This is a genomic window from Fuscovulum ytuae (genome assembly GCF_029953595.1).
GTDB classification, from domain to species: Bacteria; Pseudomonadota; Alphaproteobacteria; order Rhodobacterales; family Rhodobacteraceae; genus Paragemmobacter; species Paragemmobacter ytuae.
This window is the reverse complement of the sequence record NZ_CP124535.1, coordinates 468,436-494,500: the sequence shown is the minus strand read 5'-3', so window position 1 is coordinate 494,500 and position 26,065 is coordinate 468,436. Positions and strand designations below refer to the sequence as shown.

Genomic DNA, 26,065 nt, shown 5'->3' with positions numbered 1-26,065 from the left:
GGGATTGTCAAAAGGCTGTGGTCGGTTTCCCAACCTTAATGACCCAGAAACTGCGCGCCGAGGAAGGCCCCGGCCAGCAAACCGGCCGCCATCGTCGCGACCGAGAAGATCCGGTCCGAATTCACCACCATGATGATGGACAGGCCACGATATCCTTTGGTGATGCTGCTCATGACGAACCCTCCATTCCTTTGGTGCGTTTTGGGATAGGGTCCGATTGTGGCGCGAGTTTGGCCCCCTCTCGGCGCTTTCGCGACGCAAAGGACCGTGCTTGCAGCAATCGCAGGCGCGCGACCTGCGCCTTAGGGGCAGAAAAGATCGTTCGACAGCGCAAAAACCATCAGCGTCAGGATCGCCGTCAGCCCCACCGCCATCAACACCTGCAAGGCCCGCGCCGAGGGCTGTTTCCCCGTCACCGCCTCATAGGCGTAAAACACCAGATGCCCACCATCCAGAACCGGCACCGGAAACAGGTTCATCAGCCCCACCGCCGTCGAAAGCATCGCGATGAACCAGATAAAGCTTGTCGCCCCCGCGCTCGCCGCCGCACCCGAGGTTTCGGCAATCCCGATCGGGCCGCGCAGGTTGCAGGACGAAATCGCCCCCGTCACCATATGCCACAGCCCCGACAGCGACGTGGTTGCAATCTGCCAGCTTTGCGTTGCGCCAAGGCCTAGGCTTTCCACCAGGCCCGGCTGCCGTGTTTCCGGCTCGAAATACAGCGCCCCGGTTAGCCCGATCAACCAGCGCGTCTCAAACCCGCCTTCCGCACGCGGCAGGTCCACCCGCCGTGGGGTCAGCGTCAACTCCATCTCCTTGCCGTCACGCGCCAGAAGAAGGGTCAAGGGCTGGCCATCCGACGCCCCGACAATCTCGCGCAAATGCGGAAAGGTCACGACCGGCTCACCATTCACCGACAGGATCACGTCACCGGGCAAAAGCCCGGCATCGCGCGCCGCCGAATCCGGTTGCACCGTTTCAACCACGGGCGGCAAGGGGTGGCTGTCCCGAAGCGCGACATCCGCCCCGTTACGCTCGACCCGATAGTCCACCACGGCCTCGACCGGCAAATCGCCCGCCGCCGCCATGAAAGACGCGAAATCCGGCGTCTCGATCCCGCCCAGCGCCTCGATCCGGTCGCCGGGCTGCAACGCCACCGTCTGCGCGGGCAAACCGCGCACGCTGCCCACCGTGGGCACATCCGTAGCAATGCCATTCCAAAGGAAAATCCCGGCAAAAATGCCTATGGACAGCACGAAATTAAACACCGGTCCCGCTGCAACCGTCGCCGTCCGCGCCCAAAGCGGCGCCCCCGTCATCGTTGCGCGACGCTGTTCCGCCGTCAGCCCATCCACCGCCGCCGATTGCCCCACGGATGAGGCGTTCGAATCCCCCAAGAAGCGGACATACCCCCCCAAGGGCAGCGCAGCGATCTGCCAGCGCGTCCCGCGCTTGTCAAAACCCGACCAAAGGACTGGCCCGAATCCGATCGAGAACACCTCGGCATGGATGCCGGACCAGCGCCCCACGATGTAATGGCCATATTCATGGACAAAGACGATGATGATCAGTGCCGCGACAAAGGCCAGTACCGTATAGGCCAGACCGCCGAAACTCGGGATCAGATTGATCACTTCCACGCTTAGTCAGCCCTCTTTCAAGCGCGCCGCGCATTCCGCAGCCCGCACCCGTGCCAATCGGTCCATGGCCAGCACGTCTTCCAACCCCGTCGGGGCATTTCCAAGGCCAGTCTCGGCCGAAAGAACGGCAAGCGTCTCCTCTACTACGGCTGCCATAGCAAGGAATCCAATGCGACCCGTCATGAAATTGTCGAGAGCGATCTCTTTGGCCGCATTAAACGCCGCCCCCGCCAAGCCCCGCACCCGCATCACCTCGCGCGCCAGACGCAGCGCCGGGAATCGCTCTGGGTCGGGCGCTTCGAAGCTCAAGGAACCCAGCCGCGCCAGATCAAGCCGCTCCACCGGCACATCGCCCCGATCAGGCCAATGCAGCGCGAATCCGATGGCATGGCGCATGTCCGCAGGCCCCAGATGCGCCATCACGCCGCCATCCCGAAACCCCACAAGCGCATGCACAATGCTTTGCGGATGCACCAAAACCTCGATCATCTCGGGCGGAAAACCAAAGAATTCCCGCGTCTCGATCAATTCCAGCGCCTTGTTGAACATCGACGCGCTGTCGATGCTGATCCGGCTGCCCATCGACCAATTCGGATGCGCCTTCGCCTCGGCCACCGTGGCCCGCGCCAGCTTTTCCATCGGCCAAGTGCGGAACGGCCCGCCCGATGCAGTGATGATCACCCGCTCCACCGCGCCCGCATCCTCACCCGTCAGGGCCTGAAACACCGCCGAATGCTCGCTATCCACAGGCAGGATGGTCGCCCCATGCGCCTTGGCCGTCGACAACAGCAGCGATCCCGCCGTCACAAGGCTTTCTTTATTGGCCAGGGCCAGCATCCGCCCATGGCGAAGCGCCCGCATCCCCGGCACCAGCCCCGCGGCGCCGACGATCCCGCTCATCACCCAATCGGCAGGCCGATCCGCCGCCTCGGCAATCGCGGCCTCTCCCGCCGCAGCCTCGACCCCCGATCCGGCCAAGGCCGCGCGCAAGGCTGGCAATTCCTCTTCATGCGCCACCACCGCCACCTCGGCCCGCAATTCGCGCGCCATCTGGGCCAAAAGCGACACATTCCGCGCCCCGGTCAAAGCCACGGTGCGATAGGCATCTGCCCCACCCGCCCGACGGATCAGGTCGAACGTGCTCTGCCCGATGGACCCAGTGGCCCCAAAGATCGAAATGGACCGCATTCCCTCAGCCAATCGGTAGGTTCTTGAAGAACAACCCCAGCAGCATCACCAGAACCGTCGCCCCAATCAATGCGTCGAACCGATCCAGCAGCCCACCATGACCGGGGATAAGCTGCGAGGAATCCTTGATCCCCGCCCGCCGCTTCATCCAGCTTTCAAGAATGTCGCCCAACTGCCCCGCAAAGGCCACGACCGGCGACAACAGGACCAACAGCCACCCGCCCATGCCCGCCAGCACGAAGCCAAGCCCCACCAATGCCGCCCCGATCCAGCCCGCCACCGTGCCGGACCATGTCTTCTTCGGGCTGACCGCAGGCCAGAATTTCGGCCCCCCGATCATCCGCCCGGCGAAATAGCCCGCCACATCCGACATCACCACCACGATCACCAGCCACAGAATGCCCGTCGTGCCGATCGTGTCGCGCAATTCCACCAGCCCGTAACCCGCGACCATGATCGCCGCCGCATAGACCGCCGCCAGCCGCCTGTCGCGCCGCGGCGACAGGGCCAGCGCCAAGGACGGCACAAGAACCATCGCCGCCGCCAGATCAGACCGCAGCACCAAGGCCGCCGCCAATGCCGCCGCCGCGATCCCCGCCATCAACAGCGGGCGGTTCTTCTGCACCGGCGCGGTCATCACCGCCAATTCCCAGATCATCCCCGCCGTCAAAAGGATCACCAGCACAGCAAAGGACGGCCCACCCAGCCAAATCTCTGCCGCGCCGACAGCGATCATCACGATGGCCGACACCACGCGCGGCCGCAGATCGTTCCACCGCCCCGCCGCTGCGGGACCGCCGCCGCCTTCCCCTCCGGTCATGCCCGGACCACCCCGCCAAAGCGCCGCTCACGATTGCCGAATCGCGCGACAATGGCCCCCAGCTCCGCCGCCGTGAAATCCGGCCACAGGGTCTGGGTGAACTCATATTCCGCATAGGCGGCCTGCCATGGCAGGAAATTCGAGGTGCGGGTCTCCCCACTCGTGCGGATCACCAAATCGGGATCGGGCAGATCAGCCGTATCGAGATGCGCAGCAAAACTCGCCTCCGTCACCGCCTCGGGCGCAAGCCGCCCCTCGGCCACCGCCCGCGCGACGGACCGCGCCGCCCGCGCGATCTCATCCCGCCCGCCGTAATTGATCGCCACAGTCAGGTTCAACCGCGTGCCGGGCGCCGTGCGCGCCTCGATCCCAGCCATCATCGCCTGCAATTTCGGGTCCAACCGCGACCGATCTCCGATGAACCGAAGCCTGACACCTTCCACCGCCAGCCGATCCGCCTCACGCTCGATATATCGGGCAAAGATCGCCATCAGGCCCAGCACCTCTTCGGTGGACCGTTTCCAATTCTCGGTCGAAAAGGCATAGACGGTCAGCCAACGGATACCAAGGTCGGGACAGGCGCGCACAATCTCGCGCACCCGTTCCGCCCCGCGCCGATGCCCCACCAGACGCGGCCAGCCGCGCGATGTGGCCCAGCGCCCATTCCCATCCATGATAATGGCCACATGCTCTGCAGGCCGGGGCGTGCGCGACGGCTCCGTGCTGTCAGCTCTTCGCAATCCCGCTCTCCCCCCAACTGCCCGCGCCCGCACCGGGTACCGGACCCACGCCCCGCGACCTTCAGACCTGCATGATCTCGGCTTGCTTGATCTCAAGCGCCTTGTCGACCGCCGCAATCGCCTTGTCGGTCAGGTCCTGCACTTCATCGGCCCACATCTTCTGGTCATCTTCGGACATGCCCGCCGATTTGGCCTTCTTGATCTGGTCCATCCCGTCGCGCCGGACGTTACGAATGGCGATCTTCGCGCTTTCGGCATATTGCGAAGCAACTTTGGCCAGTTCCTTGCGCCGCTGCTCGTTCAATTCCGGGATCGGCAGGCGGATCAACGGCCCATCGGTCACCGGGTTGATCCCCAGCCCGCTTTCGCGAATGGCCTTTTCGACCTTGCCGATCATGCCCTTGTCCCAGACATTGATCACCACCATCCGCGGCTCAGGCACGTTCACAGTGCCCAGCTGGTTGATCGGCGTCATCTGGCCATAGGCGTCCACCTGAATAGGGTCCAGCATCTGGGCAGATGCCCGCCCGGTCCGCAGCGAAGCAAATTCCTGCTTCAGCGCGGTCATGGCACCCTCCATCCGGCGCTCGATGGCATCAAGGTCGATCTCGAGGTCGTCAGCCGACATATGGTCTTCCTTCATTCTTTCGGCCGCTACCAAGGCCGTTTCCCTGTTCTATAGCAGAGCGTCATAATAACGAAACAGAGAGTAAGGCGGGGCTTCCCCCGCCTGCCACCCGGTCTTACCCCTGAACCCGCGTATAGGTGCCCTCGCCGCGCAAGATGCCCCGGAACCCGCCCGGTTCATCCAGCGAAAAGACGATGATCGGCAGGTTATTGTCCCGCGCCAATGCAATGGCGGAGGCATCCATCACCCCCAGATGCTTGGCCAGACATTCGTCATAGCTCACCGTCTCATAGCGTTTCGCATCGGCGTGCTTCTTGGGGTCCTTGTCATAGACTCCATCCACCTTGGTGCCTTTGAAGATCGCCTGGCAGGCCATCTCATTGGCGCGCAGCGTGGCCGCCGTGTCGGTGGTGAAATACGGGTTCCCGGTTCCGGCGGCAAAGATGCAGACCCGCTTCTTCTCCAGATGCCGCACCGCGCGGCGGCGGATATAAGGCTCACAGACCTGATCCATCGGGATCGCGCTGATCACCCGCGTGAACACCCCAAGCGATTCGAGCGCGGATTGCATCGCCAGCGCGTTCATCACCGTCGCCAGCATCCCCATGTAATCCGCCGTCGTCCGCTCCATCCCCTGCGCCGATCCGGCAAGCCCGCGGAAGATATTGCCCCCGCCGATCACCATGCAGATCTCGACGCCCAGATCATGCACCGACTTCACCTCCTGCGCGATGCGCTGGACAGTGGGGGGATGCAGGCCAAAGCCCTGATCGCCCATCAAGGCCTCGCCGGAAATCTTGAGCATCACGCGACGATAGGTGACCGATGCATCAAGAACCGGTTTGGACATGGGAAACCCCGCTTTTCGTGATATCGATTGGACTGCGCCGCAAAATGTATGAAAACGTCGGCAGGTTCAACCGGGAAGGCCGCCCCTTTCGCCGCAGCAGCAACAGCACGCCAACCGACCGCTTCCCGCCCCTTGCACCCTGTTGCATAGCACTGCCACCACAGCATATCGCCTCCCATGTCCGACCTGCTTTCCTCCCTCTCCCGCGACGCGCCCATCCTGATCGCGGGCCCCACGGCCAGCGGCAAATCGGCCCTCGCGCTTGACCTTGCGGCGCGCGACGGACGTCTCGTCGTCAATGCCGATGCCTTGCAGGTCTATGCCTGCTGGCACCTCCTCACCGCCCGCCCCAGCGCCGAGGACGAGGCCACCGCCCCCCATGCCCTTTATGGCCACATCGCCCGCGATGCGCCCTATTCCGTGGGTCATTGGCTGCGTGAACTCACCCCGCTCCTCGCGCGGCCTGTCGTGATCGTCGGCGGAACAGGTCTTTACTTTACCGCCCTGACCGAAGGGCTGGCGGAAATCCCCCCCACGCCCCCCGCCATCCGCTCTGAGGCCGACCAGATCCGCGCCGCCCAAGGCCCTGCCGCCCTTCTGGCTAACCTCGATCCCGCCACCGCCGCGCGGATCGATCGGCAGAACCCCGCCCGCATCCAGCGCGCATGGGAAGTGCTGCGCGCCACCGGGCGCGGCTTGGCCGATTGGCAAGACGACACCGGCCCGCCGCTCCTGCCGCTGCATCAGGCGCAGGCCCTTGTCCTGACGCCCGATCCGCCCTGGCTCAACGCCCGCATCGACCGCCGATTTGACGCGATGATGGCGGCAGGCGCGCTCGACGAGGTGCGCGCAGAACTCCCATTCTGGGAACCATCACGCCCCTCTGCCCGCGCCATAGGCGCCCCCGAACTTATCGCGCATCTGAAGGGCGAGCTGCCCCTTTCCGATGCCATCGCCGCCGCCAAGATCGCCTCCCACCAATACGCAAAGCGACAGCGGACATGGTTTCGTTCGCGCATGCGGTCATGGCAGCGCATCGCCCTGCCCTGACAACGCCTCGCCCCGATTCACCGCAAAAGCGGCAAAGTTATCAACAGACACGCAATTCGATTGTGGATAACCGCCACAGTCCCGGCGTCTTGCCATCTTTTTGCTTGGGTTGCTTGCGATGTGCCTTGTATGATTCGAACATCTGCTGCCTCGGAAGACCCATGACGCAAGACTTCACCCAGCAAATAGCCGCGCCCGGCGCGCCCGGCGGGCAAGCCCGCCTTGTGGCGATTCCGCGCCTTGCTGCCGCAGGTCGCTGGCGGGTTGAGGCGATGCGCTCCGTATCAGAGCCGCAGCTGCTCTGGTTCACCAAAGGTCAGGGCCGCATCACCATCGCAGGCATCACCCGCGGCTATACCGCGAATAACGCGGTCTTCATCCCCGCGGGCGTCATGCACGGGTTCGAAGTCGGCCCGCAAGTCTTTGGCACCGCCGTCTTCTTCGGCAAGGATTGCACGATCCCCCTGCCCACCACGCCCCAAATGCTCCGCATCCGCGAAGTGCATGCCCAGCAAGAGATCAATGTCATCCTCGACATGATCCTGCGCGAAATGAACTCCGACAGCCCCGCGCATGAACGCGCGACGCGCCATTACCTTGGCCTTCTCGGTGTCTGGCTGGAACGGCAGGCCACCAAGGCCGCTCCCGAACAGACCAAGCCTGACGCCGCCAAGCGGCTTGTCGCCCGCTACACCGCCCTTCTGGAACGTGACTTCCGCACCGGGGCAGGCGTGGGCGAATTCGCCGCCGCTCTTGGGGTCACGCCGACCCACCTGTCGCGCTGCTGCCGTCAGGCCTGCGGGCGCTCGGCCATCTCGCTGCTGCAAGACCGCCGCATCTTCGAAGCCCGTCGCCTTCTTGCCGAAACGGCCATGCCCGTCGGCGAAATCGGGGCCAGCCTCGGCTTCACCTCCGCGGCCTATTTCACCCGGGCCTTCCAGCACTTGACGGGTAAATCGCCCACCGAATTCCGGCGATCGGTTTGACTCCACCCCCGATTGAACGTTAGCGTCAGGGTCATGTCGCAATCTGACCTCCACCCGGCGAATCCAAGCGTTGACGGATGACGGAAAAAGATGCGCTATAACGGAGGCAAGCGCGCGCCCGCCGCTGGCACATCCAGAACCGACCCCGCATCTGCGGGGCGGCAATGGTGTCCGATACGGCAGGCGCCGCGTGACCCGACATAACAACAAATGCAGCCACTGCCTGCCCAGGGAGACATCTGATGAAAGATACGTTCGAGACCGCCAAGCTGCATCCGGCGGCCCTCATGTATGCGCAAGAAACCCGCGACGGCGCCCTGTCGCGCCGCGAGTTTCTGACCCGCACCACCGCGCTCGGCGTTTCCGCCGCCGCCGCCTATGCCCTGATCGGCATGGATGCCCCGGCGATGGCGCAAGACACCCCCGCCATGGGCGGCACGCTGCGCATGTCGATGGAAATCAAGGCGCTGAAAGACCCGCGCACCGCCGACTGGTCGCAGATCGCCAACGTCACCCGCGGCTGGCTCGAATACCTCGTCGAATATAACAACGACGGCTCCATCCGCGGCATGCTGCTCGACAGCTGGGAAGCCAATGGCGACGCCACCGAATACACGCTCAAGGTCCGTTCGGGCGTGAAGTGGAACAATGGCGACGATTTCACCGCCGATGACGTGGCGCACAACTTTGCCCGCTGGGCCGATGGCAGCGTCGAAGGCAACTCGATGCCGGGCCGCATCACCATGCTGGTGGACTCCGAGAAAAAGGCCCTGCGCGATGGTGCCGTCACTGTCGTCGATCCGCTGACCGTGAAGCTCACGCTGTCGGCGCCCGACGTGTCGCTGATGGCGGGTCTTGCCGACTATCCGGCTGCCGTGGTGCACAAGTCCTATGAAAATGGCGACCCGACGCAGACCCCCGGCACCGGCCCCTATCTGCCGGAAACCGTCGAAGTCGGCGTCCGCGCCCATCTGGTCAAGAACGCCAACCATACGTGGTGGGGCACCGCCATTTATGGCGGCCCGTATCTCGACCGGATCGAATATACCGACCTCGGCACCGACCCCTCGGCAGAGGTGAACGCCGCCGCAGCCGGCGAGATCGACGTCACCTACCAGTCCACCGGCGAATTCATCGAACAATTCGATGCGCTGGGCTGGACGAAGTCCGAAGCCGTCACCGCCGCAACCCTCGCCGTCCGCTTCAACCAGCTGGCCGAGGAATATAAGGACGCCAACGTCCGTAACGGCCTGATCAAATGCGTGGACAACAGCATCGTCCTCGAACTGGGCTACTCGAACCTCGGCACCGTGGCGGAAAACCACCATGTTTGCCCGATCCATCCCGAATACTTCGCCCTGCCCCCGCTGACGGTCGATCCGGCTGGCGGCAAGCAAATGGTCGTTGATGCGGGCAAGGGTGACTTCGAGTTCGAACTGATCTCGCTCGACGACAGCTGGCAGGCCGCAACCTGCGACGCCATCGCCGCGCAAATCCGCGACGCTGGTCTCAACATCAAGCGCACCGTGCTGCCGGGTTCGACCTTCTGGAACGACTGGCTGAAATACCCGTTCTCGGCCACCGAATGGAACATGCGTCCGCTCGGCGTCCAGATCCTCGCCCTTGCCTACCGCACCGGCGAAGCCTGGAACGAAGCCGCCTTCTCCAACGCTGAATTCGATGCCGAACTGGCCAAGGCGCTGTCGATCAGCGACGCCAAGGAACGCTCGATGGTGATGAAGCGTCTGGAAGAGATCATGCAAGAGCAAGGCGTCATGGTGCAGCCCTACTGGCGCTCCATCTACCGCCACTTCGACCCCAAGGTGAAGGGCGCCGATATGCACGCGACCTTCGAACACCATCACTACAAGTGGTCGATCTCTGCCTGATCTTCGGGCCATGATCGGATGCGCGGGGGCCTGTCCCCCGCGCATCGCCTCTTTTCGACAGATCGGAACCGCCGCCCTAGGGCGTGCGCCGTCCATGCAGATTTTCCGTCCCCTGACCGGGAAAGGATGAGCCATGCTTTCATTCGTGCTGCGGCGCATTGGCGTCATGATCCTGACAGCCTTCGCCCTGACTTTCGTCGTGTTCTACATGACGAACCTGCCGCCCAACCTCGAGAAACTCGCCAAGTCCGAGGCCTCGGTCAGGATGGACGATGCCGCAGTCGCAAGCTGGCTTGAACGCAATGGCCATACCGGCCCGGTTCTGATGCGCTATGGCCAATGGCTGGGCATCCTGCCTGGCTGGACACTCACCGCCGAAGACGGCACCGTAACCGGCCGCTGCATCGCCAAAGGCCAGGATCCCGCCACCGCCCCCGCCCGCTGCGGCGTGCTTCAGGGCGATTGGGGCCAATCCAGCGTCTTCAAACAGCCCGTCTCCGAAGTGCTGGCCCGCTCGCTCGGCGCGACCGGCTGGCTGATGCTCTGGGTCATGATCGTCATGGTGCCCTCCTCGCTTCTGCTTGGTGTGCTGTCGGGCATGCGCGAAGGCAGCCGCACCGACCGTGTCCTGTCCACCTTCGCCATCACCACCACCGCGACACCAGAATATGTCTCGGGCGTCATCCTGATCGCGCTCCTCGCCTCGGCCACCGCAGGCATCTCGCCCATCCTTGCCGATGCGGGCCTGATCTCCGGAAAGACCCTCTTCCCCGGCACCGCCACCAGCGCGATGGATGACATCACCTTCTGGAACTTTTTCCTGCCCGTGATGACCATCGCCCTTTACGGCATCGGCTATATCGCCCGCATGACCCGCGCCTCGATGACCGAGGTGATGACCCAGCAATATATCCGCACCGCCCGGCTCAAGGGCGTGGCCTTCCGCGATGTGGTGATGAAACACGCGCTCAGGAACGCGCTGATCGCGCCCTTCACCGTCATCATGCTGCAGTTCCCGTGGCTGCTGAACGGCGTCGTGATCGTCGAGACGCTCTTCAACTACAAAGGCTTTGGCTGGACCCTCGTTCAGGCCGCAGGCAACAATGACATCGACACGCTGCTGGCCTGCTCTGTCGTGGCCGTCTTCGTGGTTCTCGTGACGCAGCTGATTTCCGATATCGGCTACGTCTTCCTCAATCCGCGCATCCGCCTCGCCTGAGGGAAAGAGACAGAATGGAAGACGCACTCTCCTGGGGCTCCATCCTCGCCCGCATCGCGGCTCAACTCCTCCCCGTCTGGATCGGCCTTATCGCGGTCTTCGCGCTGTCGATGCGGTTCAAGCGCCGCCTCGGCCTCTATGGCCGCATTTTCGACAGCCCCGTTGGGATGACGGGCTTCGGCCTTGTCATGTTCTGGGTCTTCACCGCCATTTTTGCCGATTGGATCATCACCTTTGATCCTTTGGCGCAGCTGTCGGGGATGAAGAACATCCTGCCCGGCGCGCCGCTCGCCAACCCGGCCGAAGGGGCCTATCCCTACTATCTTCTGGGCGGCGACCATCTCGCCCGCGATGTCTTTTCCCGCGTTGTCATGGGCGCGCGCGAGGTGCTGAAAATCGCCCCCGCCGCCACGGTCGTGGCATTCATGGTAGGGATCACGCTGGGCCTTCCGGCGGGCTATTTCGGCGGCAAGCTCGACAGTTCGATCAGCTTCCTGTCAAACCTCGTCCTCGCCTTCCCGGTGATCCTGCTCTTCTACCTCCTCGTCACGCCCGAAATTCGCGTGACCGGCATCCCGATCTTTCTGGCAGCGCTCCTCTTCATCTTCCCGGTGATCTTCCTCACCATTCTGTTCAATTCTCGCTTCTTCACCACACCCGGCAAGCGCAACCTCTATGTGGGCCTCGTCCTCCTCTTCGGCCTCTGGGCCTATTCCGGCCTTGCCTTCAACGCCGATCCCTTGGGTGTCTGGTCGATGGACCCCAACATGCTCAACGTCTTCGTCTCGGTCGTTTTTGTGAACTCGCCGGGCGTCTTCCGCATCGTTCGCGGCATGGTGATGGACATCAAGACCCGCGACTATGTGGCGGCAGGCCAGACCCGCGGCGAAGGCCCGTGGTATATCATGCTGTGGGAAATCCTGCCAAACGCCCGCGGCCCGCTGATCGTCGATTTCTGCCTGCGCATCGGCTACACGACGATCCTTCTCGGCACACTCGGCTTCTTCGGCCTCGGCGTCACCCCCGAATCCCCCGACTGGGGCTCGACCATCAACTACGGGCGCCGCCTTCTGGCCATTGCCCCCCATCCGGCGGTCGTGCCTGCCATCGCCCTCATGTCGCTTGTCCTCGGCCTCAATCTCCTTGCCGACGGCCTGCGCGAAGAAAGCATGAAGGACTAACGCCGATGCCCGTGCCTGTCATTTTCTGTCTTCAAATATCCCACGGGGGTCCGGGGGTTTGAAACCCCCGGTCCCGCACCCTCCACTAGCGCGAGGCCGCCATGTCTGAACCCTGGGACCCGTCCAAACCCATCCTCGAAATCGAGAATCTCTCGATCTCCTTCTTCACCCGCCTGCGCGAAATCCCCGCCGTTATGGATTTCTCCTGCACCGTCATGGCGGGCGAGGCGATGGGCCTGGTGGGCGAATCCGGCTGCGGTAAATCCACCGTGGCCTTGGCCGTCATGCGTGACCTCGGGAAAAACGGCCGCATCGTCGGCGGCTCGATCAAGTTCAAGGGCCGCGACCTCACGCATATGACCGAGGAAGAGCTGCGCCACATCCGCGGCTCGGAAATCGCGATGATCTATCAGGAACCCATGGCCAGCCTGAACCCGGCCATGAAGGTCGGCGCGCAACTGGCCGAGGTGCCGATCATCCACCAGAACATGGCCAAGGATGCGGCATGGAAGCTTGCCCGCCAGATCGTGGCCGATGTCCGCCTGCCCGATCCGGACCGTATCTTGAACTCCTACCCGCATCAGCTTTCGGGGGGCCAGCAGCAGCGCATCGTCATCGCCATGGCGCTGATGTCAAAGCCTGCGCTTCTGATCCTCGACGAACCCACCACCGCGCTGGATGTGACGGTCGAGGCGGGCATCGTCGACCTCGTCAAGGATCTGGGCGAGAAATACGGCACGTCCATGCTCTTCATCTCGCACAACCTCGGGCTGGTGCTCGATGTCTGCGACCGGCTCTGCGTGATGTATTCCGGCGAAGCGGTGGAAACCGGCAATGTCGAAGAGGTCTTCGACAAGATGCGCCACCCTTACACACAGGCGCTCTTCCGCTCCATCCCGCTGCCCGGGGCCGACAAGAATTCCCGCCCCCTCGTGGCCATTCCCGGCAACTTCCCCCTGCCGCATGAACGTCCCTCCGGCTGCAATTTTGGCCCGCGCTGCAATTACTTCGTCGAGGGCCGCTGCAACGCACAAGACATTCCAATGGCCGAGGTGCCCGATGGCCACCGCCACGAAACCCGCTGCCTGCGCTTCACGGAAATCGACTGGAACAAGCCGCCCGTTGCAGGCAAGATCGCCGAAAAGGCCGAAATCGGCCGTGTCGTTCTGAAACTCGACGACCTGAAGAAATACTATTCCGTCGGCTCCTCCGCTTTTGGCGGCGGCATGACCAAGGTCGTCAAGGCCAACGAAACCCTCACTTTCGAAGCGCGCGAAGGCGAAACGCTTGCCATTGTGGGCGAATCCGGCTGCGGCAAATCCACCTTCGCCAAGGTGCTGATGGGGCTTGAAACCGCCACGTCCGGCCAGATCATGCTGTTTGACGAAAACGTGCAATCGACGCCGATCCAGATGCGCGACACAGGCACGATCTCGAAACTCCAGATGGTGTTTCAGAACCCCTTCGACACGCTCAACCCGTCGATGACCGTGGGCCGCCAGATCATCCGTGCGCTGGAGATCTTCGAATACGGGCAATCCGATGCCGAACGCGAGGCGCGGATGCTTGAACTCCTCGATCTCGTGAAACTCCCCCGCGCCTTCGCCGACCGCATGCCGCGCCAGCTTTCGGGCGGCCAGAAACAGCGCGTCGGTATCGCGCGGGCCTTTGCGGGCGGCGCCAAGGTCGTGGTCGCCGATGAACCGGTCTCGGCGCTTGACGTTTCGGTGCAGGCCGCCGTGACCGACCTTCTTATGGACATCCAAAGAAAGAACAAGACCACGCTCCTCTTCATCAGCCACGACCTGTCGATCGTGCGCTATCTGTCGGATCGGGTCATGGTCATGTATCTGGGTCACGTGGTCGAAATGGGCACGACCGATCAGGTCTTCGCCCCCCCCTACCACCCCTATACCGAGGCGCTTCTCTCCGCCGTCCCCATCGCCGACACGCGCGTGCAAAAACAAAGGATTGTGCTGGAAGGCGATATCCCCTCGGCGGTGAACCCGCCGCCCGGCTGCCCCTTCCAGACCCGCTGCCGCTGGAAGTCCCAAGTCCCCGGCGGCCTTTGCGACCGCGAGGTGCCGCCGGTCCGCACCCTTGCCGGCGGGCATCAGATCAAATGCCACCTGCCCGATGACGTGCTGGCCAAGATGGAACCTGTCATCAAGATCGCGGCCGAATAAGCGAAATCTGGCGCAGATTTCGCGCCGTTTCCTGACGCAGGAAACGGCCCCCTGCGGGGGCAACGAAAGCCCGATGGCTCACCGCACCAAACTGGACTGTGCGTCAAATTCCGCCATGATTTCTGCGACAGTCCAAACCGGACTCCGCGTCAAATCCCGTCGCGATGTCTCCGCCAGTCCAAACCGGACCCTGCGTCAAATTCCGCCGCGATGTCTCCGCCAGTCCAAACCGGACCCAGCGTCAAATCCCGTCGCGATGTCTCCGCTGGTCCAAAACGGAATTTGCGTCAAATTCCGCCGCGATTTCTGCGCCAGAAATCGCCCGCCCCTGCTGCAGCACTACCCCAGGATCGCCTTCACGTAATTCCGCGTCTCGTCATAGGGCGGGATGCCACCATGTTCTTCCACTGCCAACGGTCCGGCATTGTAAGCCGCCAGCGCCAGCCGCCACGAACCAAAGCGGTCATACATCATCCGCAGATAGCGCGCCCCGCCTTCAAGGTTCTCAGCAGGATCGTTGATATCCACCCGCAAGAACCGCGCCGTATCGGGCATCAATTGCGCAAGCCCGGTCGCCCCTTTCGGGCTCACCGCCCCGGCATTCCAGCCGCTTTCCTGCTGGACCAGACGCAGGAACAGATCTTCGGGGATATTGTGCTTCCGTGCCGCCGCCTTCGCGGTTTCCAGAAACTCGCCCTTATAATTGCCACGAAAGGCGGGCAACGGGCCATCTTCCTCGACATCCCGCTTCGGCTTTAGCCGTTCAGACCCGGAATATTGCTTCGACAGACGCCCATCCAGCAGGTCCTTCTGCCGCTCAAAGATCGACAGCCGCGACGCGCTCGATCCTGATAGCGTCAAGCCTTCGGCAAAGGACGCCGTCCCCGGCCCCATCCCGATCAGCGCCAGCAGTGACCCCAAGGCAATCGCCCGCATCGCTTTGTCCCGACCTGCACCTGCCCCCAACCACGGGACCAACCGGAGCGACAGTACACAAACTCCCCCATCCTTGACCAGAGCCTTCACAGCCCCTTCGACCTAAGTCCCCGCCACAGCAGGCTTTGGGACCAAGGGCGCGTTCAGCAAGTCCTCGATCAGCAGGCTGACCAACTGCCCCCGCCCCTGCACCCCCGCCTTGCGGTAAATCGCGTTCAGATGGGTCTTCACCGTGCCCTCCGCCGATCCGCGCAAGGTGGCGATCTCGGCGATGGAATAGCCCTTGATGGTAAAGGCCGCCACATCCGCTTCCGACGGCGTCAGCGCCCATTGGCGGAAATAATCCTCCATCAACTCGGCCAAGGCCCCCGCCGCCACGCCCAGCGATTTCTCCATATGCGCCTGCCGCCGCAAAAGCGACATAAGCGACCGCACCTCAAAGGCGATCCCGACGAACAACCCGATCGTGGCCCCGATTTCAGGGAGCATATGCAGGATCGGAACCTCGCCGCGCCGTAAATCCTCGATCACATCAAAGATGAAAAAGGCCGAACACAGCGCCTGGAACAGGATCAACACCACCAAGGACGATGGTTGGCGCGGCATCGGTCGGGGGGCGTTTCGGGTGGACTCGTCGGACTCAATCTGGGTCAAGGGGGCCTCTCAAATCACATCAACCTAGGGTCTTGTACCCCGTCACCATCGACTTCGGAAGATTGACACCCAGCCGTCGGCTTTCAACCACCACCGCCGCTATATGCACGAAAACCGAAACCTCGGCCCAGATGACCAGCATCTCATGCGCTTCCTGCACCCATTTCACACCAAAGAAAGTCAGCGTGGTCATCGCATAGCCCGATGCCGCAAGTCCCGCCATTGTCAAAAGCAGGTTGAAGATCATCAAGGCACCCAAGGGCGAATGCCCCTCATGCAGCCGCCGCCGCCCCGTCGCCATGTCCTGCATCTGCCCGATCACCGCACCGCGGGATGGCAGGAAATCGGCAAAGCGCGCATGCCGGCTGCCCACAAAGCCCCAGATCACCCGCAGCACGATCAACCCGGCCACAACATAGCCTACCCATTGATGCACCTCCTTGCCGGGGCGCGTCACGAAGGCATTGGCAAGGAACGCCAGAACCAGCCCCCAATGAAACAGACGCACCAGCGGATCCCAGACTTTCACCCGCATCTTGCTCTCCATCTGTCGGAAATAAGGGGGGCCGGGCGCAGCACCCGCCGCGCCCGGCCCTCAGGCACGGATCACTCCTCGCCTTCCTCGTGTTCGACCATCTTCAGCTCGGCCGTGAACCACAGTTCTTCCATCTTGCCGTCCTTGACGACATAGACCTCGATCAGCCCGTCCTCGGCCTTGAACTGGCGGACGTCATAGCCCTCCGCCACCAGTTGCGCGGTCAGCTTTTCCTGCACAGCCGCATCCACTTCGCCTTCCGAGGCAAAGGCCATCGGCGCGGCAAGGGCGGTCAGGGCCACGGCGGCCAGCGTGATCTTGCGGAACATCGTTACAACTCCTGTATGATCTGCATGAACCGGCACGGGGTCTCGCCCGTCGTCGCCGGATGCCGACCGATGTGCCCCGCCGTTCTGGAAAGGGGAACTCAACCGTGGATAGGTGCGCCCCACCCCGCCCCGGCCTGCGCCCCAAGTTGCAGCCCCTGACCCTGCAGGCCGATCCCCACAAGCCGCAGTCTAGACCCGCAGTCATAGACCGCAGCGCGAAAGGGCAGCCCTCAGACCAGACGTTTTTTCCCGGCAATCCTCGACAAGGGCAGGCTCACGGCCAATCGCAGGCGCTTCCCCCCAGCGCCAGCACATGCAACGCGTCCGATGCCCCGGCCCAGACCGACATGCACCGCCTTGCCCGGCCCCGTGACCAGCGGGTTGCCCGGACAGGCCCCCACCACCAGCCCCCAATGAACGGGCCGCACGACCGGGTCCGGCACCACACGGCCCGAAGGCCCCCCTGCTCAGGTCTCCCCCCCAAGGGCGGCAGGCAAACCCCGCGCAAAGGCCCGCCATGCCAAATCGGCCCGCTTCCCCGCCTTTGGGCCATTTCCCCATTCCCCCGATCCCCCTTCATCCGCCACGGCACATTGCGGCGCAAGGCGCAGCGGGCTATAGCGGAACCAAGGGGCCAGAAGCTTCAGGCGTGGCGACGGAAGCAAACCGTTAACCACTTGCCCGCAGTCTGAGCCAATCGTCGAATCAGGGGGATCTTATGGCAGGTTCGGTCAACAAGGTGATCATCATCGGCAATCTTGGGCGCGACCCCGAGGTGCGCAGCTTCCAAAACGGCGGCAAGGTGGTGAACCTGCGCATCGCCACCTCGGAAACTTGGCGTGACCGCAACACGGGCGAACGCAAGGAACGCACCGAATGGCATTCGGTCGCCATCTTCAATGAAAACCTCGCCAAGATCGCCGAGCAATATCTGCGCAAAGGTTCCACCGTCTATATCGAAGGCGCGCTGGAAACCCGCAAATGGCAGGATCAATCCGGGCAGGATCGCTATACGACCGAAATCGTCCTGCGCCCCTATAACGGCAACCTCACGCTGCTGGGTGGGCGTGGCGATGGCGGCGGTTCGGGCGGCGGCGGCGGTGATTACGGCGGCGGCTATGATGATTATCAGGGCGGCGGCGCAGGCGGCGGCTATTCCGGCGGTGGTGCTGGCGCTGGCGGCGGCGGCGCGCGCAGCGGTGGCGGCGGCTTTGGCGGCGGCGCGGGCGGCGGCGGTCGCGCCGATATGGATGACGAAATCCCCTTCTGATCCCGCACCCGGCGGCGGCGGGTTTCGCTTGCATGCCTGCCCCCGCCGTGCTTCCCTCCCCCGCAAAGACCAAAACGACCTGCGCGCCGGGGGGGAAACATGAACATATTCAAAGGGTTCTCTGCAATCCTCACGATAGCGGCGGCCCTCTCCGCCCCCATTCCCGCCATGGCCAGCGACAACCGGGCCGAGGTCTTGGGAACATGGTATCGGCTCATCCTCGAACTCGTGCGCCACACGCCGACCCAGACGCCGCCCGTTGCCAGCCGATCCTTCGCCTATACCGCCCTCATCGCTTATGAGGCCACGGCCAGCGGCAGCGACCGCCTGCAAACCCTGTCAGGCCAAGTCACCGCTCTGCCCACGACGCCCCCCCGCGACGCAGGCGCAGCCTATGATGAGGATGTCGTCCTCAACGCCGCCCTTGGCCGCGCGGTCGAGGCCTATTTCGCCAATACCGGCCCCACCGGCCAACGCGCCAAGGCCGCCCTTGCCGAACAGCTTGACGCGCTTACCGCCGAAGGCGTGGATACAGAAACCCTCGCCCGGTCCGAAGCCTACGGTCTCGCCATCGCGGAGGCGATCATCGCCGCCTCCGCCGATGACGGCGGCGCGGTGGTCGAAAATCTTGGCTTCCCGCAAACCTACACGCTGGGCGGCGAACCGCAGGATTGGGTGCCCACCAACCTCATCCAACTGCAACAGGCCCCCCTCCTGCCGGATTGGAGCAAGAACCGCCCCCTCGTCCTGCCCGATGGCGAGGCCTGCCCCCTGCCCCCGCCCCCCGCCTATTCCGAAGACCCCAGCAGCCAATTCTACGCCGAGGCGATGGAGGTCTACGAGGTTTCCAAAACCCTGACCGAGGAACAGAAGATCATCGCCCGCTTCTGGTCGGATGACCCGATGCTGTCGCCCACGCCGCCCGGCCATTGGGTGTCGATCATCTTCGAAATCGCCGAACGGGACGCCATGGCCGTAGAGGAACAGGTCAACGCCCTTGTCCGCCTTGGCCTTGCCGTCTCGGACGGCTTCATCGTCAACTGGCGCGACAAGTTCCGCTACGATCTTCTGCGTCCCGTCACCTATATCAACCGCGTGATCGACCCGAAATGGGAACCCATCCTCATCACCCCGCCCTTCCCGGAATATCCGTCGGGCCATTCCACCCAATCGGGGGCCGTGGCGCAGGTGCTGACCGCCGTCTTCGGCGACCCCTTCCCCTTTACCGACAGCACGCATGAGGATGACGGTCTCGCCCCCCGCAACTTCCCAGATTTCTGGACGGCAGCGAATGAGGCGGGCATCTCCCGCCTCTATGGCGGCATCCATTTCCGGGCCGCCATCGACCTTGGCCTTGATCAGGGCGCCTGCGTGGGCGATTTCATCAACGCGCTGAAGACGTGGAAGTAACGCAATGCGCGCGACCCTCCTCCTCGCCCTTCTGCCCCTCCCCGCCTTGGCGGAAAATCCTGCCATCGCCCCCTTCACCGAAGAAACCGCCCCCGCAGGCTTCACCCACAGCTTCACCGGCGAATGGGAATTCATGGTGGGCGGCGGCACCGCCGTCTTCGACTGCAACGGCGACGCGCGCCCCGACATCTTCGCCGCAGGCGGCACCTCCGCCGCCGCGCTTTTCATCAATCAAAGCGCCCCGGCAGGCCCGCTCGCTTTCACCCGGACCGAAGCGGGCCTTGAAGACACCGCCGTCTCTGGGGCCTACCCTCTCGACATCGACGGCGACGGCATCCTTGACCTCGCCCTCCTTCGCGTCGGCACCGACAGGCTGATGCGCGGCCGCGGCGATTGCACATTCGAAGACGCCTCCGCCGCATGGGGCTTTGACGGGCTGGATCTTTGGTCCACGGCCTTTGCCGCCACATGGGAACAGGGCGCAACCCGGCCCACCCTCGCCATCGGCACCTATATCGACCGCACGCAAGAGGCCTTCCCTTGGGGCAACTGCACCCCCAACCACCTCTACCGCCCGAACGCCGACGGCACCGGCTACGCCGCCCCCCTGCCGCTTGAACCGGGCTTCTGCGCCCTCTCGATCCTCTTCACTGACTGGAACCGCCAAGGCACCCCCGACCTGCGCGTGTCAAACGACCGCGAATATTACAAGGGCGGGCAGGAACAGCTTTGGCATGTCGAACCCGGCCAAGCGCCCCGCCTCTTTACCGAAGCCGAAGGCTGGCAGCGCCTGCGCATCTGGGGCATGGGCATCGCGCAAGAGGATCTGAATTTCGACGGCTTCCCCGAATTCTTCCTCACCTCCATGGCCGATAACAAGCTGCAAACGCTGGCCGAACTTCCCGCCGAAGGCCCACCGCTCCCCCGCTATCGCGACATCGCCCTGAAATCCGGCGTCACGGCCCACCGCCCCTATACGGGCGGCGACCTGCGCCCCTCTACTGCGTGGCACGCGCAATTCGGCGATGTGAACAATGACGGCCTGTCGGATCTCTACGTGGTCAAGGGCAATGTCTGGGCCATGCCCGACTTCGCCAAGGATGACCCCAACAACCTCCTTCTTGGCCGCGCCGATGGCACCTTCATGGAAAGCGGTGATACCGCCGGCGTCGCCTCCATGGCCCAAGGGCGCGGCGGCGCGCTGGTGGACCTCAACGCCGACGGCCTGCTCGACATGATTGCCATCAACCGCAACCAACCCGCCCAACTCTGGCGCAACACCGCCGCCTCCCCCGGCAACTGGGTCGCGCTCGACCTTGCCATGCCGGGACCCAACCGCAACGCCATCGGCGCATGGATCGAACTCCGCCGCCCCGATGGCCGCATCCAAAGCCGCGAGGTGCAGGTGGGCGGCGGCCATGTCGGGGGCCTTCTCGTCCCTCATCATTTCGGCCTCGGCCCGGCACCCGCGACGGACATTCGCATCCTCTGGCCCGATGGCAGCACAGGCCCATGGCAGACTGTCACCGCCAATGCCATATGGCGCCTGGAACCGGGGAAGGACCCCGTGGCCCTGCCCTCAAACTGATCGGTTCACACCGCTGGACCTTGCCGCCCGTAATCCCTATATATTCACTCAACAACCGACCGGGATTGCCATGACCACTGCGGATAAGATCGAAGGCGCGCCCCTCATCGCCCCTTCCACCACCGACCATCCCCTCTATGACAGCGTCGTTGAGGCCTGCCGCACCGTCTATGACCCGGAAATTCCGGTGAACATCTTCGACCTTGGCCTCGTCTACACCGTCGACATCTCGTCCGAAAATGACGTGGACATCACCATGACCCTCACCGCCCCCGGCTGCCCCGTGGCGGGCGAAATGCCCGGCTGGGTCGCGGATGCGGTGGAACCGCTGGCGGGTGTGAAATCCGTCAACGTCAAGATGACCTTCGATCCGCCATGGGGCATGGACATGATGTCCGACGAAGCCCGCCTCGAACTCGGCTTCATGTAAGGCCCGGCGCGCGGGATCGCTTGGAATTCCTGCCTTTCCGCCTTACCTTAAGGATGACCAAGGAGAACCCCCATGTTCGGCATTCCCGGCAAACAGGCTGTCACCCTTACCCCCGCGGCCATCCGCCAGATCACCCGCCTGATGGAAAAGCAGGGCAGCGCAGGCTTGCGCATCGGCGTGAAAAAGGGCGGCTGCGCGGGCATGGAATACACGATGGACTATGTCTCTGACGTCAACCCGATGGATGAGGTGGTGGAACAGGACGGCGCGCGGGTGATGATCGCCCCCATGGCGCAGATGTTCCTCTTCGGGACCGAGATCGATTATCAGACCTCGCTCCTTGAATCCGGCTTCCGCTTCAACAACCCCAACGTGGCCGAGGCCTGCGGTTGTGGCGAGTCGATCAAGTTCAAGGACCAGCCCGCCGCCTGAGACGGCCCAAATTTCTTCGTAGCTTTTTGTTTGTGCGCCTGCGCACCAATTTGCGCTGTCGGGGACTTCTGTGCGCCAATTTGTATGCACAGTTTGCTGCACAGTTTTCGGCACAAAACAGGGCACACCCCTTTTCCTCCAACCCCTTTCCCCGTAACGCTGTTTGCGCTCACATCACGGGAGGGAACGATGCGCAAACTCGCCGCCGGAAACTGGAAGATGAACGGCACGTCCGCCGCTTTGGCCGAGGTGTCGGCGCTCGCTCAATCCCATCCCGCGCCGCGCTGCGATGTCCTTCTCTGCCCCCCCGCGACCCTGATGTCCCGCATGGCGGATGTCGCCAAGGGCACCGCAATCAAGGTCGGCGGGCAGGACTGCCATGCCAAATCCTCCGGCGCGCATACCGGCGATATTTCCGCCGAAATGCTATTGGATTCAGGGGCTTCGTACGTCATCCTTGGCCATTCCGAACGCCGCAGCGATCATGGCGAAACCGATGCACAGGTCCTTGCCAAGGCCGAGGCCGCGATCAAGGCAGGCCTCACCGCCATCATCTGCATCGGCGAAACCGAGGCCGAGCGGGACGCAGGCCGCACCCTTGATGTGGTGGGCACCCAACTCCACGGCTCCGTCCCCGCCCATGCCACGGCGGAAAATCTGGTGATCGCCTACGAACCGGTCTGGGCCATCGGCACCGGCCGCACCCCCACGCTGGCCGAGATCGCCGAAGTTCACGCCTTCCTCCGCACCCGCCTCACCGCCCGCATCGGCAGCGCGGCGGCAGATGTCCCCCTGCTTTATGGCGGGTCAGTAAAGCCTTCAAATGCAACGGAAATCTTCGCCGTCCCGCATGTCGACGGCGCGCTTGTCGGCGGCGCAAGCCTGAAGGCCGCCGATTTCGGCGCCATCATTTCGGCCCTCTCCGACGCCTGATCGCGCCCTTTCACGTCGCCCCTAGAACAGCCATTCCCTTGCGGTCGGGGGATGGTGCGGGGGTGATGCAGGACATTCCATGACCGCCCTTTCCCCCAGTCGTTCCCCGCTTTCCGCCAATCTGATCTGCACGGCGTCCATGCTGATCTGGGCCGCCGCCCTTCCCGCGGCCGAGGTGCTGATCCGCGCCGACCCACAGCCCCTGCCCCCCCTGCTGCTGAACGCCGCCCGCATGGTGATGGCTGCGGCCTTCCTCCTGCCGCTCTGGTGGCTGATCGAAGGGACCGATTCCCTCCGCCGCGCCAATTGGCTGCGCGGCACCATGGTCGGCTCGCTCTTGGCGCTGGGGGCGCTCTTGCTGGTTTTCGGCCAGACCGGCACCTCGGCGGTCATGGCGGCCGTCGTGTCATCCGCTATGCCCCTGATCGGGATGATCTTGGAAATTGTCTTTGACGGGCGCAAACTTACGACCGGAATCGTCCTAGGCCTTCTGTTATCCGTCATCGGTGGCATCCTTGCCGCCGGCAATTTCGACGGCGGCCTTGGCTTCGGGATCGGGGCGCTGCTCTGCCTCGGCTCCGTCATCACCTTCACCCTCGCCTCACGCTGGACGGTCACCGCCCTGCCCGGCCTTTCCCCCCTCGGTTCCACCAGCCTGACCGTCTGCGGCGCCGCCATCGCAGGCACCGCCTTCGCCGCCATCAGCCTTGCCGCAGGCTTCCCCGGCCCCAACCTTTCCGCCTTCGGCCTGACCGAATTCTCGGCCCTGGCCCTCTACGGCATCGGTGGCCTTGCCATCAGCCAGGTCCTCTGGATCATCGCCGTGGGCCGCCTTGGCATCGCCATGTCGGCGCTGCACATCAACCTGACGCCCTTCTACGTCATGGTCTTCATGCTGGCGCTGGGCGGCAGCTGGAGCTGGGTCCAAGCCCTCGGCGCGGCCCTTGTCGCGGTCGGAGTGCTTGTGGCACAAGGGCTTATCCCCCTCGGCCGCCGCACAAGGATCTGATGCAGACGCTTCATCAATCGCCCACGGACCCGGCTTTCGTCCAGAACCCCTATCCGTTCTACGAAACCGCCCGCGCCACCGGCCCCTTTTTCCACTGGCAGGACTATGGCCTGACCTGCACCCCGTCCGCCGCGGCCGTGAACGCCATCCTGCGCGACCGTCGCTTTGGCCGCGAAGCGCCGCCTGAATGCGCGCCCGCCATCCCCGATCACCTGCGCCCCTTCTACGCGGTCGAGGCGCATTCCATGCTGGAACTGGAACCGCCCCGCCACACCCGCCTGCGCGCCCTCGTCCTGCGGGCCTTCACCTCGCGCCGCATCGCGGCCCTTGCCCCGGAAATCGCGCAACTGTCCCACGATCTGATCGACGCCCTGCCGCAAGGCGATTTCGATCTTCTCCCCCATTTCGCGCAAAAACTGCCCGTCATCATCATCGCCCGCCTTCTCGGCGTGCCGGAATCCATGGCGGATGACCTCTTGCGCTGGTCGAACGCGATGGTCGGCATGTATATGGCGGGCCGCACCCGCGACATGGAGGATCGCGCCACCGCCGCGACCCTTGATTTCACGTCCTTCCTCAGGGGCTATATCGACGCCCGCCGCAGCGATCCACGCGACGACCTCATCACCCATCTTATCGCCGCCGAGATGGAGGGGGATCGCCTCACCACCGACGAACTCATTACCACCTGCATCCTTCTTCTGAATGCCGGACACGAGGCGACGGTTCACACCCTCGGCAACGGGGTCAAGACGTTGCTGGAGTCAAAAACCCCCGCCACCGCCCTCGCCCCCGATCATGTGGAGGCGACGGTGGAAGAAATCCTCCGCTACGACCCCGCGCTGCATCTTTTCACCCGCTGGTGTTATGAAGAGACGGATGTGATGGGCCAGACCTTCCAGCGCGGCGATCAGGTGGGGCTTCTTCTGGCCGCCGCGAACCGTGATCCCGGCGTCTGGGAAAAGCCCGCGCGCTTTATGCCCGACCGCGTGGCAAAGCCGAATGCCACCTTCGGCGCGGGTCTTCATTTCTGTGTGGGCGCCCCCTTGGCGCGGCTGGAATTGCAGATCGCGCTGCCCATCCTCTTCGCGCGCCTGCCGGACCTGCACCTTGCCGAGAAGCCGCGCTATGCGGATGTATATCACTTTCACGGCCTTTCGGCCCTCAGGCTCCGTCGCGCCTGAATAGTCTCCAAAAGGTAGTCGCCGCCCTACTTTGGAACGCCCCTCTGACGTAAGGTCAGATTGCATCCCGTCTCCTGCCCGATGATGCTAGTGGCACGGGTAAGGGGTTGGCAGACATGATGCTTCATTCACTTCTGGCAACCATATTCATCAGCCTTGGGATGGGCGGTTGCCTTGTTCTGCTGCGTCGCATCCTTCGACTGCGCAAAACGCTTACCGCCAATCTGGGTCTGACAAGCCTTGGCGGCGGCACGCTTGTCATGCTCCACCTCATCTCGCAGGATCTTTTCGGTCTGGACCCGTGGTATGGCACCGAGTTCGAGGTCGCAAAGCACGGGCTGGAGCTTTTGGTGATCCTGATGCTTCTGGTGGCCTTCTGACCGTCAGACTGGCAGCATGGTCGTGGCTTTGATCTCTTCCATGCTCAACAGCGCGGTCACATTGTAGATGCGCACCTCGGAAATCAGCGCCTGATAGAAGGTGTCATAGGCCCGCGCATTCTTCACCCGCACCTTGAGGATATAGTCGATATCCCCGGCCAAACGGTGGGCCTCCAGCACCTCGGGCCGTTCGCGCAGGGCCTTTAGGAATTTCCGCTGCCATTCGGCCTCATGTTCGCTGGTGCGGATCAGAACGAAGAAACAGGCCTCAAGCCCCAGCGCCTCGGGGTCCAGAATGGCAGTCTGGCGGGTGATGACCCCCGCCTCTTTCATCCGCCGGATGCGGTTCCAGACGGGCGTCTTCGAAGACCCCACCTTGCGCGCGATTTCATCCAGCGACTGCTCGGCATCCACCTGCAACTCGGCAAGGATTTTCCTGTCCATATCGTCCAGCCGGACTGCCATTCGCCAAATCCCCCGTTTTCGCGGAAACCCGTTTCTCTGCCGCGCAATATCGGAACATTTGTCCTTATCTGCAAGGGCGCATGGCCAAAAAGTGGGAAATTATCCTATATTCCCGGCATCAACAGCGGAATTC

At 63.6% G+C, this 26,065-nt stretch carries 27 protein-coding genes; 15 read left to right on the top strand and 12 right to left on the bottom strand.

What is annotated here, in order from left to right; genetic code table 11:
- Positions 1–35 precede the first annotated feature (35 nt).
- From QF092_RS02420 to pyrH, 7 genes are all read right to left on the bottom strand, one after another.
- Positions 36–173, bottom strand: a complete 138-nt coding sequence (locus QF092_RS02420) for a hypothetical protein (RefSeq protein WP_281467291.1) — start codon at positions 171–173, stop codon at positions 36–38.
- A 129-nt stretch (positions 174–302) separates the two neighbouring features.
- The gene (gene rseP / locus QF092_RS02415; protein WP_281467289.1) at positions 303–1,640 is read right to left on the bottom strand and encodes an RIP metalloprotease RseP; all 1,338 of its coding nucleotides are present in this window, start codon (positions 1,638–1,640) and stop codon (positions 303–305) included.
- Between the two features lie 6 nt (positions 1,641–1,646).
- Positions 1,647–2,828, bottom strand: a complete 1,182-nt coding sequence (dxr, locus tag QF092_RS02410; protein ID WP_281467287.1) for a 1-deoxy-D-xylulose-5-phosphate reductoisomerase — start codon at positions 2,826–2,828, stop codon at positions 1,647–1,649.
- 4 nt (positions 2,829–2,832) lie between these two features.
- Positions 2,833–3,648, bottom strand: coding sequence for a phosphatidate cytidylyltransferase (locus tag QF092_RS02405; protein WP_281467285.1), 816 nt, complete (start codon positions 3,646–3,648; stop codon positions 2,833–2,835).
- Complete coding sequence (gene uppS, locus QF092_RS02400) at positions 3,645–4,388, bottom strand: polyprenyl diphosphate synthase (protein ID WP_420026487.1); 744 nt, start codon at positions 4,386–4,388, stop codon at positions 3,645–3,647. Before uppS ends, QF092_RS02405 begins: the two co-directional genes overlap by 4 nt.
- Positions 4,389–4,449: 61 nt before the next feature.
- Complete coding sequence (gene frr, locus QF092_RS02395; RefSeq protein ID WP_281467283.1) at positions 4,450–5,016, bottom strand: ribosome recycling factor; 567 nt, start codon at positions 5,014–5,016, stop codon at positions 4,450–4,452.
- Positions 5,017–5,131: 115 nt separating this feature from the next.
- A complete protein-coding gene (gene pyrH, locus QF092_RS02390) occupies positions 5,132–5,866 on the bottom strand; it encodes a UMP kinase (RefSeq protein ID WP_281467281.1) in 735 nt (244 codons plus the stop codon).
- Between the two features lie 177 nt (positions 5,867–6,043).
- Here pyrH and miaA point away from each other — a divergent pair, with 177 nt between their 5' ends.
- From miaA to QF092_RS02360, 6 genes are all read left to right on the top strand, one after another.
- Positions 6,044–6,916, top strand: a complete 873-nt coding sequence (gene miaA, locus QF092_RS02385) for a tRNA (adenosine(37)-N6)-dimethylallyltransferase MiaA (RefSeq protein ID WP_281467279.1) — start codon at positions 6,044–6,046, stop codon at positions 6,914–6,916.
- Between the two features lie 161 nt (positions 6,917–7,077).
- Positions 7,078–7,902, top strand: coding sequence for an AraC family transcriptional regulator (locus QF092_RS02380; protein ID WP_281467278.1), 825 nt, complete (start codon positions 7,078–7,080; stop codon positions 7,900–7,902).
- Between the two features lie 242 nt (positions 7,903–8,144).
- On the top strand, positions 8,145–9,791 hold the full coding sequence (locus QF092_RS02375) for an ABC transporter substrate-binding protein (protein ID WP_281467276.1): 1,647 nt from the start codon (positions 8,145–8,147) through the stop codon (positions 9,789–9,791).
- Positions 9,792–9,924: 133 nt separating this feature from the next.
- Positions 9,925–11,010 (top strand): ABC transporter permease, encoded by a 1,086-nt coding sequence (locus QF092_RS02370; RefSeq protein WP_281467274.1) that lies wholly within the window; start codon positions 9,925–9,927, stop codon positions 11,008–11,010.
- 14 nt (positions 11,011–11,024) lie between these two features.
- On the top strand, positions 11,025–12,191 hold the full coding sequence (locus QF092_RS02365; protein WP_281467272.1) for an ABC transporter permease: 1,167 nt from the start codon (positions 11,025–11,027) through the stop codon (positions 12,189–12,191).
- A gap of 101 nt (positions 12,192–12,292) precedes the next feature.
- Entirely contained in the window at positions 12,293–14,377 is a 2,085-nt protein-coding gene (locus QF092_RS02360) for a dipeptide ABC transporter ATP-binding protein (protein WP_281467271.1), read from the top strand.
- Positions 14,378–14,716: 339 nt separating this feature from the next.
- Here QF092_RS02360 and QF092_RS02355 read toward each other — a convergent pair whose 3' ends face one another.
- The 4 genes from QF092_RS02355 to QF092_RS02340 all read right to left on the bottom strand — a co-directional run bounded on the left by QF092_RS02355 (position 14,717) and on the right by QF092_RS02340 (position 16,831).
- Positions 14,717–15,313, bottom strand: a complete 597-nt coding sequence (locus QF092_RS02355) for a lytic transglycosylase domain-containing protein (RefSeq protein ID WP_281467269.1) — start codon at positions 15,311–15,313, stop codon at positions 14,717–14,719.
- A gap of 102 nt (positions 15,314–15,415) precedes the next feature.
- Positions 15,416–15,919, bottom strand: a complete 504-nt coding sequence (locus QF092_RS02350) for a helix-turn-helix transcriptional regulator (RefSeq protein WP_281467267.1) — start codon at positions 15,917–15,919, stop codon at positions 15,416–15,418.
- A 67-nt stretch (positions 15,920–15,986) separates the two neighbouring features.
- The gene (locus QF092_RS02345; protein WP_281467265.1) at positions 15,987–16,502 is read right to left on the bottom strand and encodes a cytochrome b/b6 domain-containing protein; all 516 of its coding nucleotides are present in this window, start codon (positions 16,500–16,502) and stop codon (positions 15,987–15,989) included.
- A 71-nt stretch (positions 16,503–16,573) separates the two neighbouring features.
- Positions 16,574–16,831 (bottom strand): PepSY domain-containing protein, encoded by a 258-nt coding sequence (locus tag QF092_RS02340; RefSeq protein ID WP_281467263.1) that lies wholly within the window; start codon positions 16,829–16,831, stop codon positions 16,574–16,576.
- 718 nt (positions 16,832–17,549) lie between these two features.
- Here QF092_RS02340 and ssb point away from each other — a divergent pair.
- The 9 genes from ssb to QF092_RS02295 all read left to right on the top strand — a co-directional run bounded on the left by ssb (position 17,550) and on the right by QF092_RS02295 (position 25,467).
- Positions 17,550–18,101 (top strand): single-stranded DNA-binding protein, encoded by a 552-nt coding sequence (gene ssb, locus QF092_RS02335; protein WP_281467261.1) that lies wholly within the window; start codon positions 17,550–17,552, stop codon positions 18,099–18,101.
- Positions 18,102–18,200: 99 nt separating this feature from the next.
- On the top strand, positions 18,201–19,511 hold the full coding sequence (locus tag QF092_RS02330) for a vanadium-dependent haloperoxidase (RefSeq protein ID WP_281467259.1): 1,311 nt from the start codon (positions 18,201–18,203) through the stop codon (positions 19,509–19,511).
- Positions 19,512–19,515: 4 nt separating this feature from the next.
- Positions 19,516–21,099 (top strand): CRTAC1 family protein, encoded by a 1,584-nt coding sequence (locus QF092_RS02325; RefSeq protein ID WP_281467257.1) that lies wholly within the window; start codon positions 19,516–19,518, stop codon positions 21,097–21,099.
- Between the two features lie 70 nt (positions 21,100–21,169).
- Positions 21,170–21,529 carry an SUF system Fe-S cluster assembly protein gene (locus QF092_RS02320; protein WP_281467255.1) on the top strand — a complete coding sequence of 120 codons (360 nt, stop codon included), beginning with the start codon at positions 21,170–21,172 and terminating at the stop codon, positions 21,527–21,529.
- Between the two features lie 72 nt (positions 21,530–21,601).
- Positions 21,602–21,961: a HesB/IscA family protein gene (locus tag QF092_RS02315; RefSeq protein ID WP_281467253.1), complete on the top strand. Its 360-nt coding sequence runs from the start codon at positions 21,602–21,604 to the stop codon at positions 21,959–21,961.
- 189 nt (positions 21,962–22,150) lie between these two features.
- A complete protein-coding gene (tpiA, locus tag QF092_RS02310; RefSeq protein WP_281467251.1) occupies positions 22,151–22,894 on the top strand; it encodes a triose-phosphate isomerase in 744 nt (247 codons plus the stop codon).
- Between the two features lie 79 nt (positions 22,895–22,973).
- Positions 22,974–23,903 carry a DMT family transporter gene (locus tag QF092_RS02305; RefSeq protein ID WP_281467249.1) on the top strand — a complete coding sequence of 310 codons (930 nt, stop codon included), beginning with the start codon at positions 22,974–22,976 and terminating at the stop codon, positions 23,901–23,903.
- Positions 23,903–25,087 carry a cytochrome P450 gene (locus tag QF092_RS02300; RefSeq protein WP_281467247.1) on the top strand — a complete coding sequence of 395 codons (1,185 nt, stop codon included), beginning with the start codon at positions 23,903–23,905 and terminating at the stop codon, positions 25,085–25,087. Before QF092_RS02305 ends, QF092_RS02300 begins: the two co-directional genes overlap by 1 nt.
- 116 nt (positions 25,088–25,203) lie before the next feature.
- Entirely contained in the window at positions 25,204–25,467 is a 264-nt protein-coding gene (locus QF092_RS02295; protein ID WP_281467244.1) for a hypothetical protein, read from the top strand.
- A gap of 3 nt (positions 25,468–25,470) precedes the next feature.
- Here QF092_RS02295 and QF092_RS02290 read toward each other — a convergent pair whose 3' ends face one another.
- Positions 25,471–25,932 carry an Lrp/AsnC family transcriptional regulator gene (locus QF092_RS02290; RefSeq protein WP_101920587.1) on the bottom strand — a complete coding sequence of 154 codons (462 nt, stop codon included), beginning with the start codon at positions 25,930–25,932 and terminating at the stop codon, positions 25,471–25,473.
- Between the last annotated feature and the right edge of the window lie 133 nt (positions 25,933–26,065).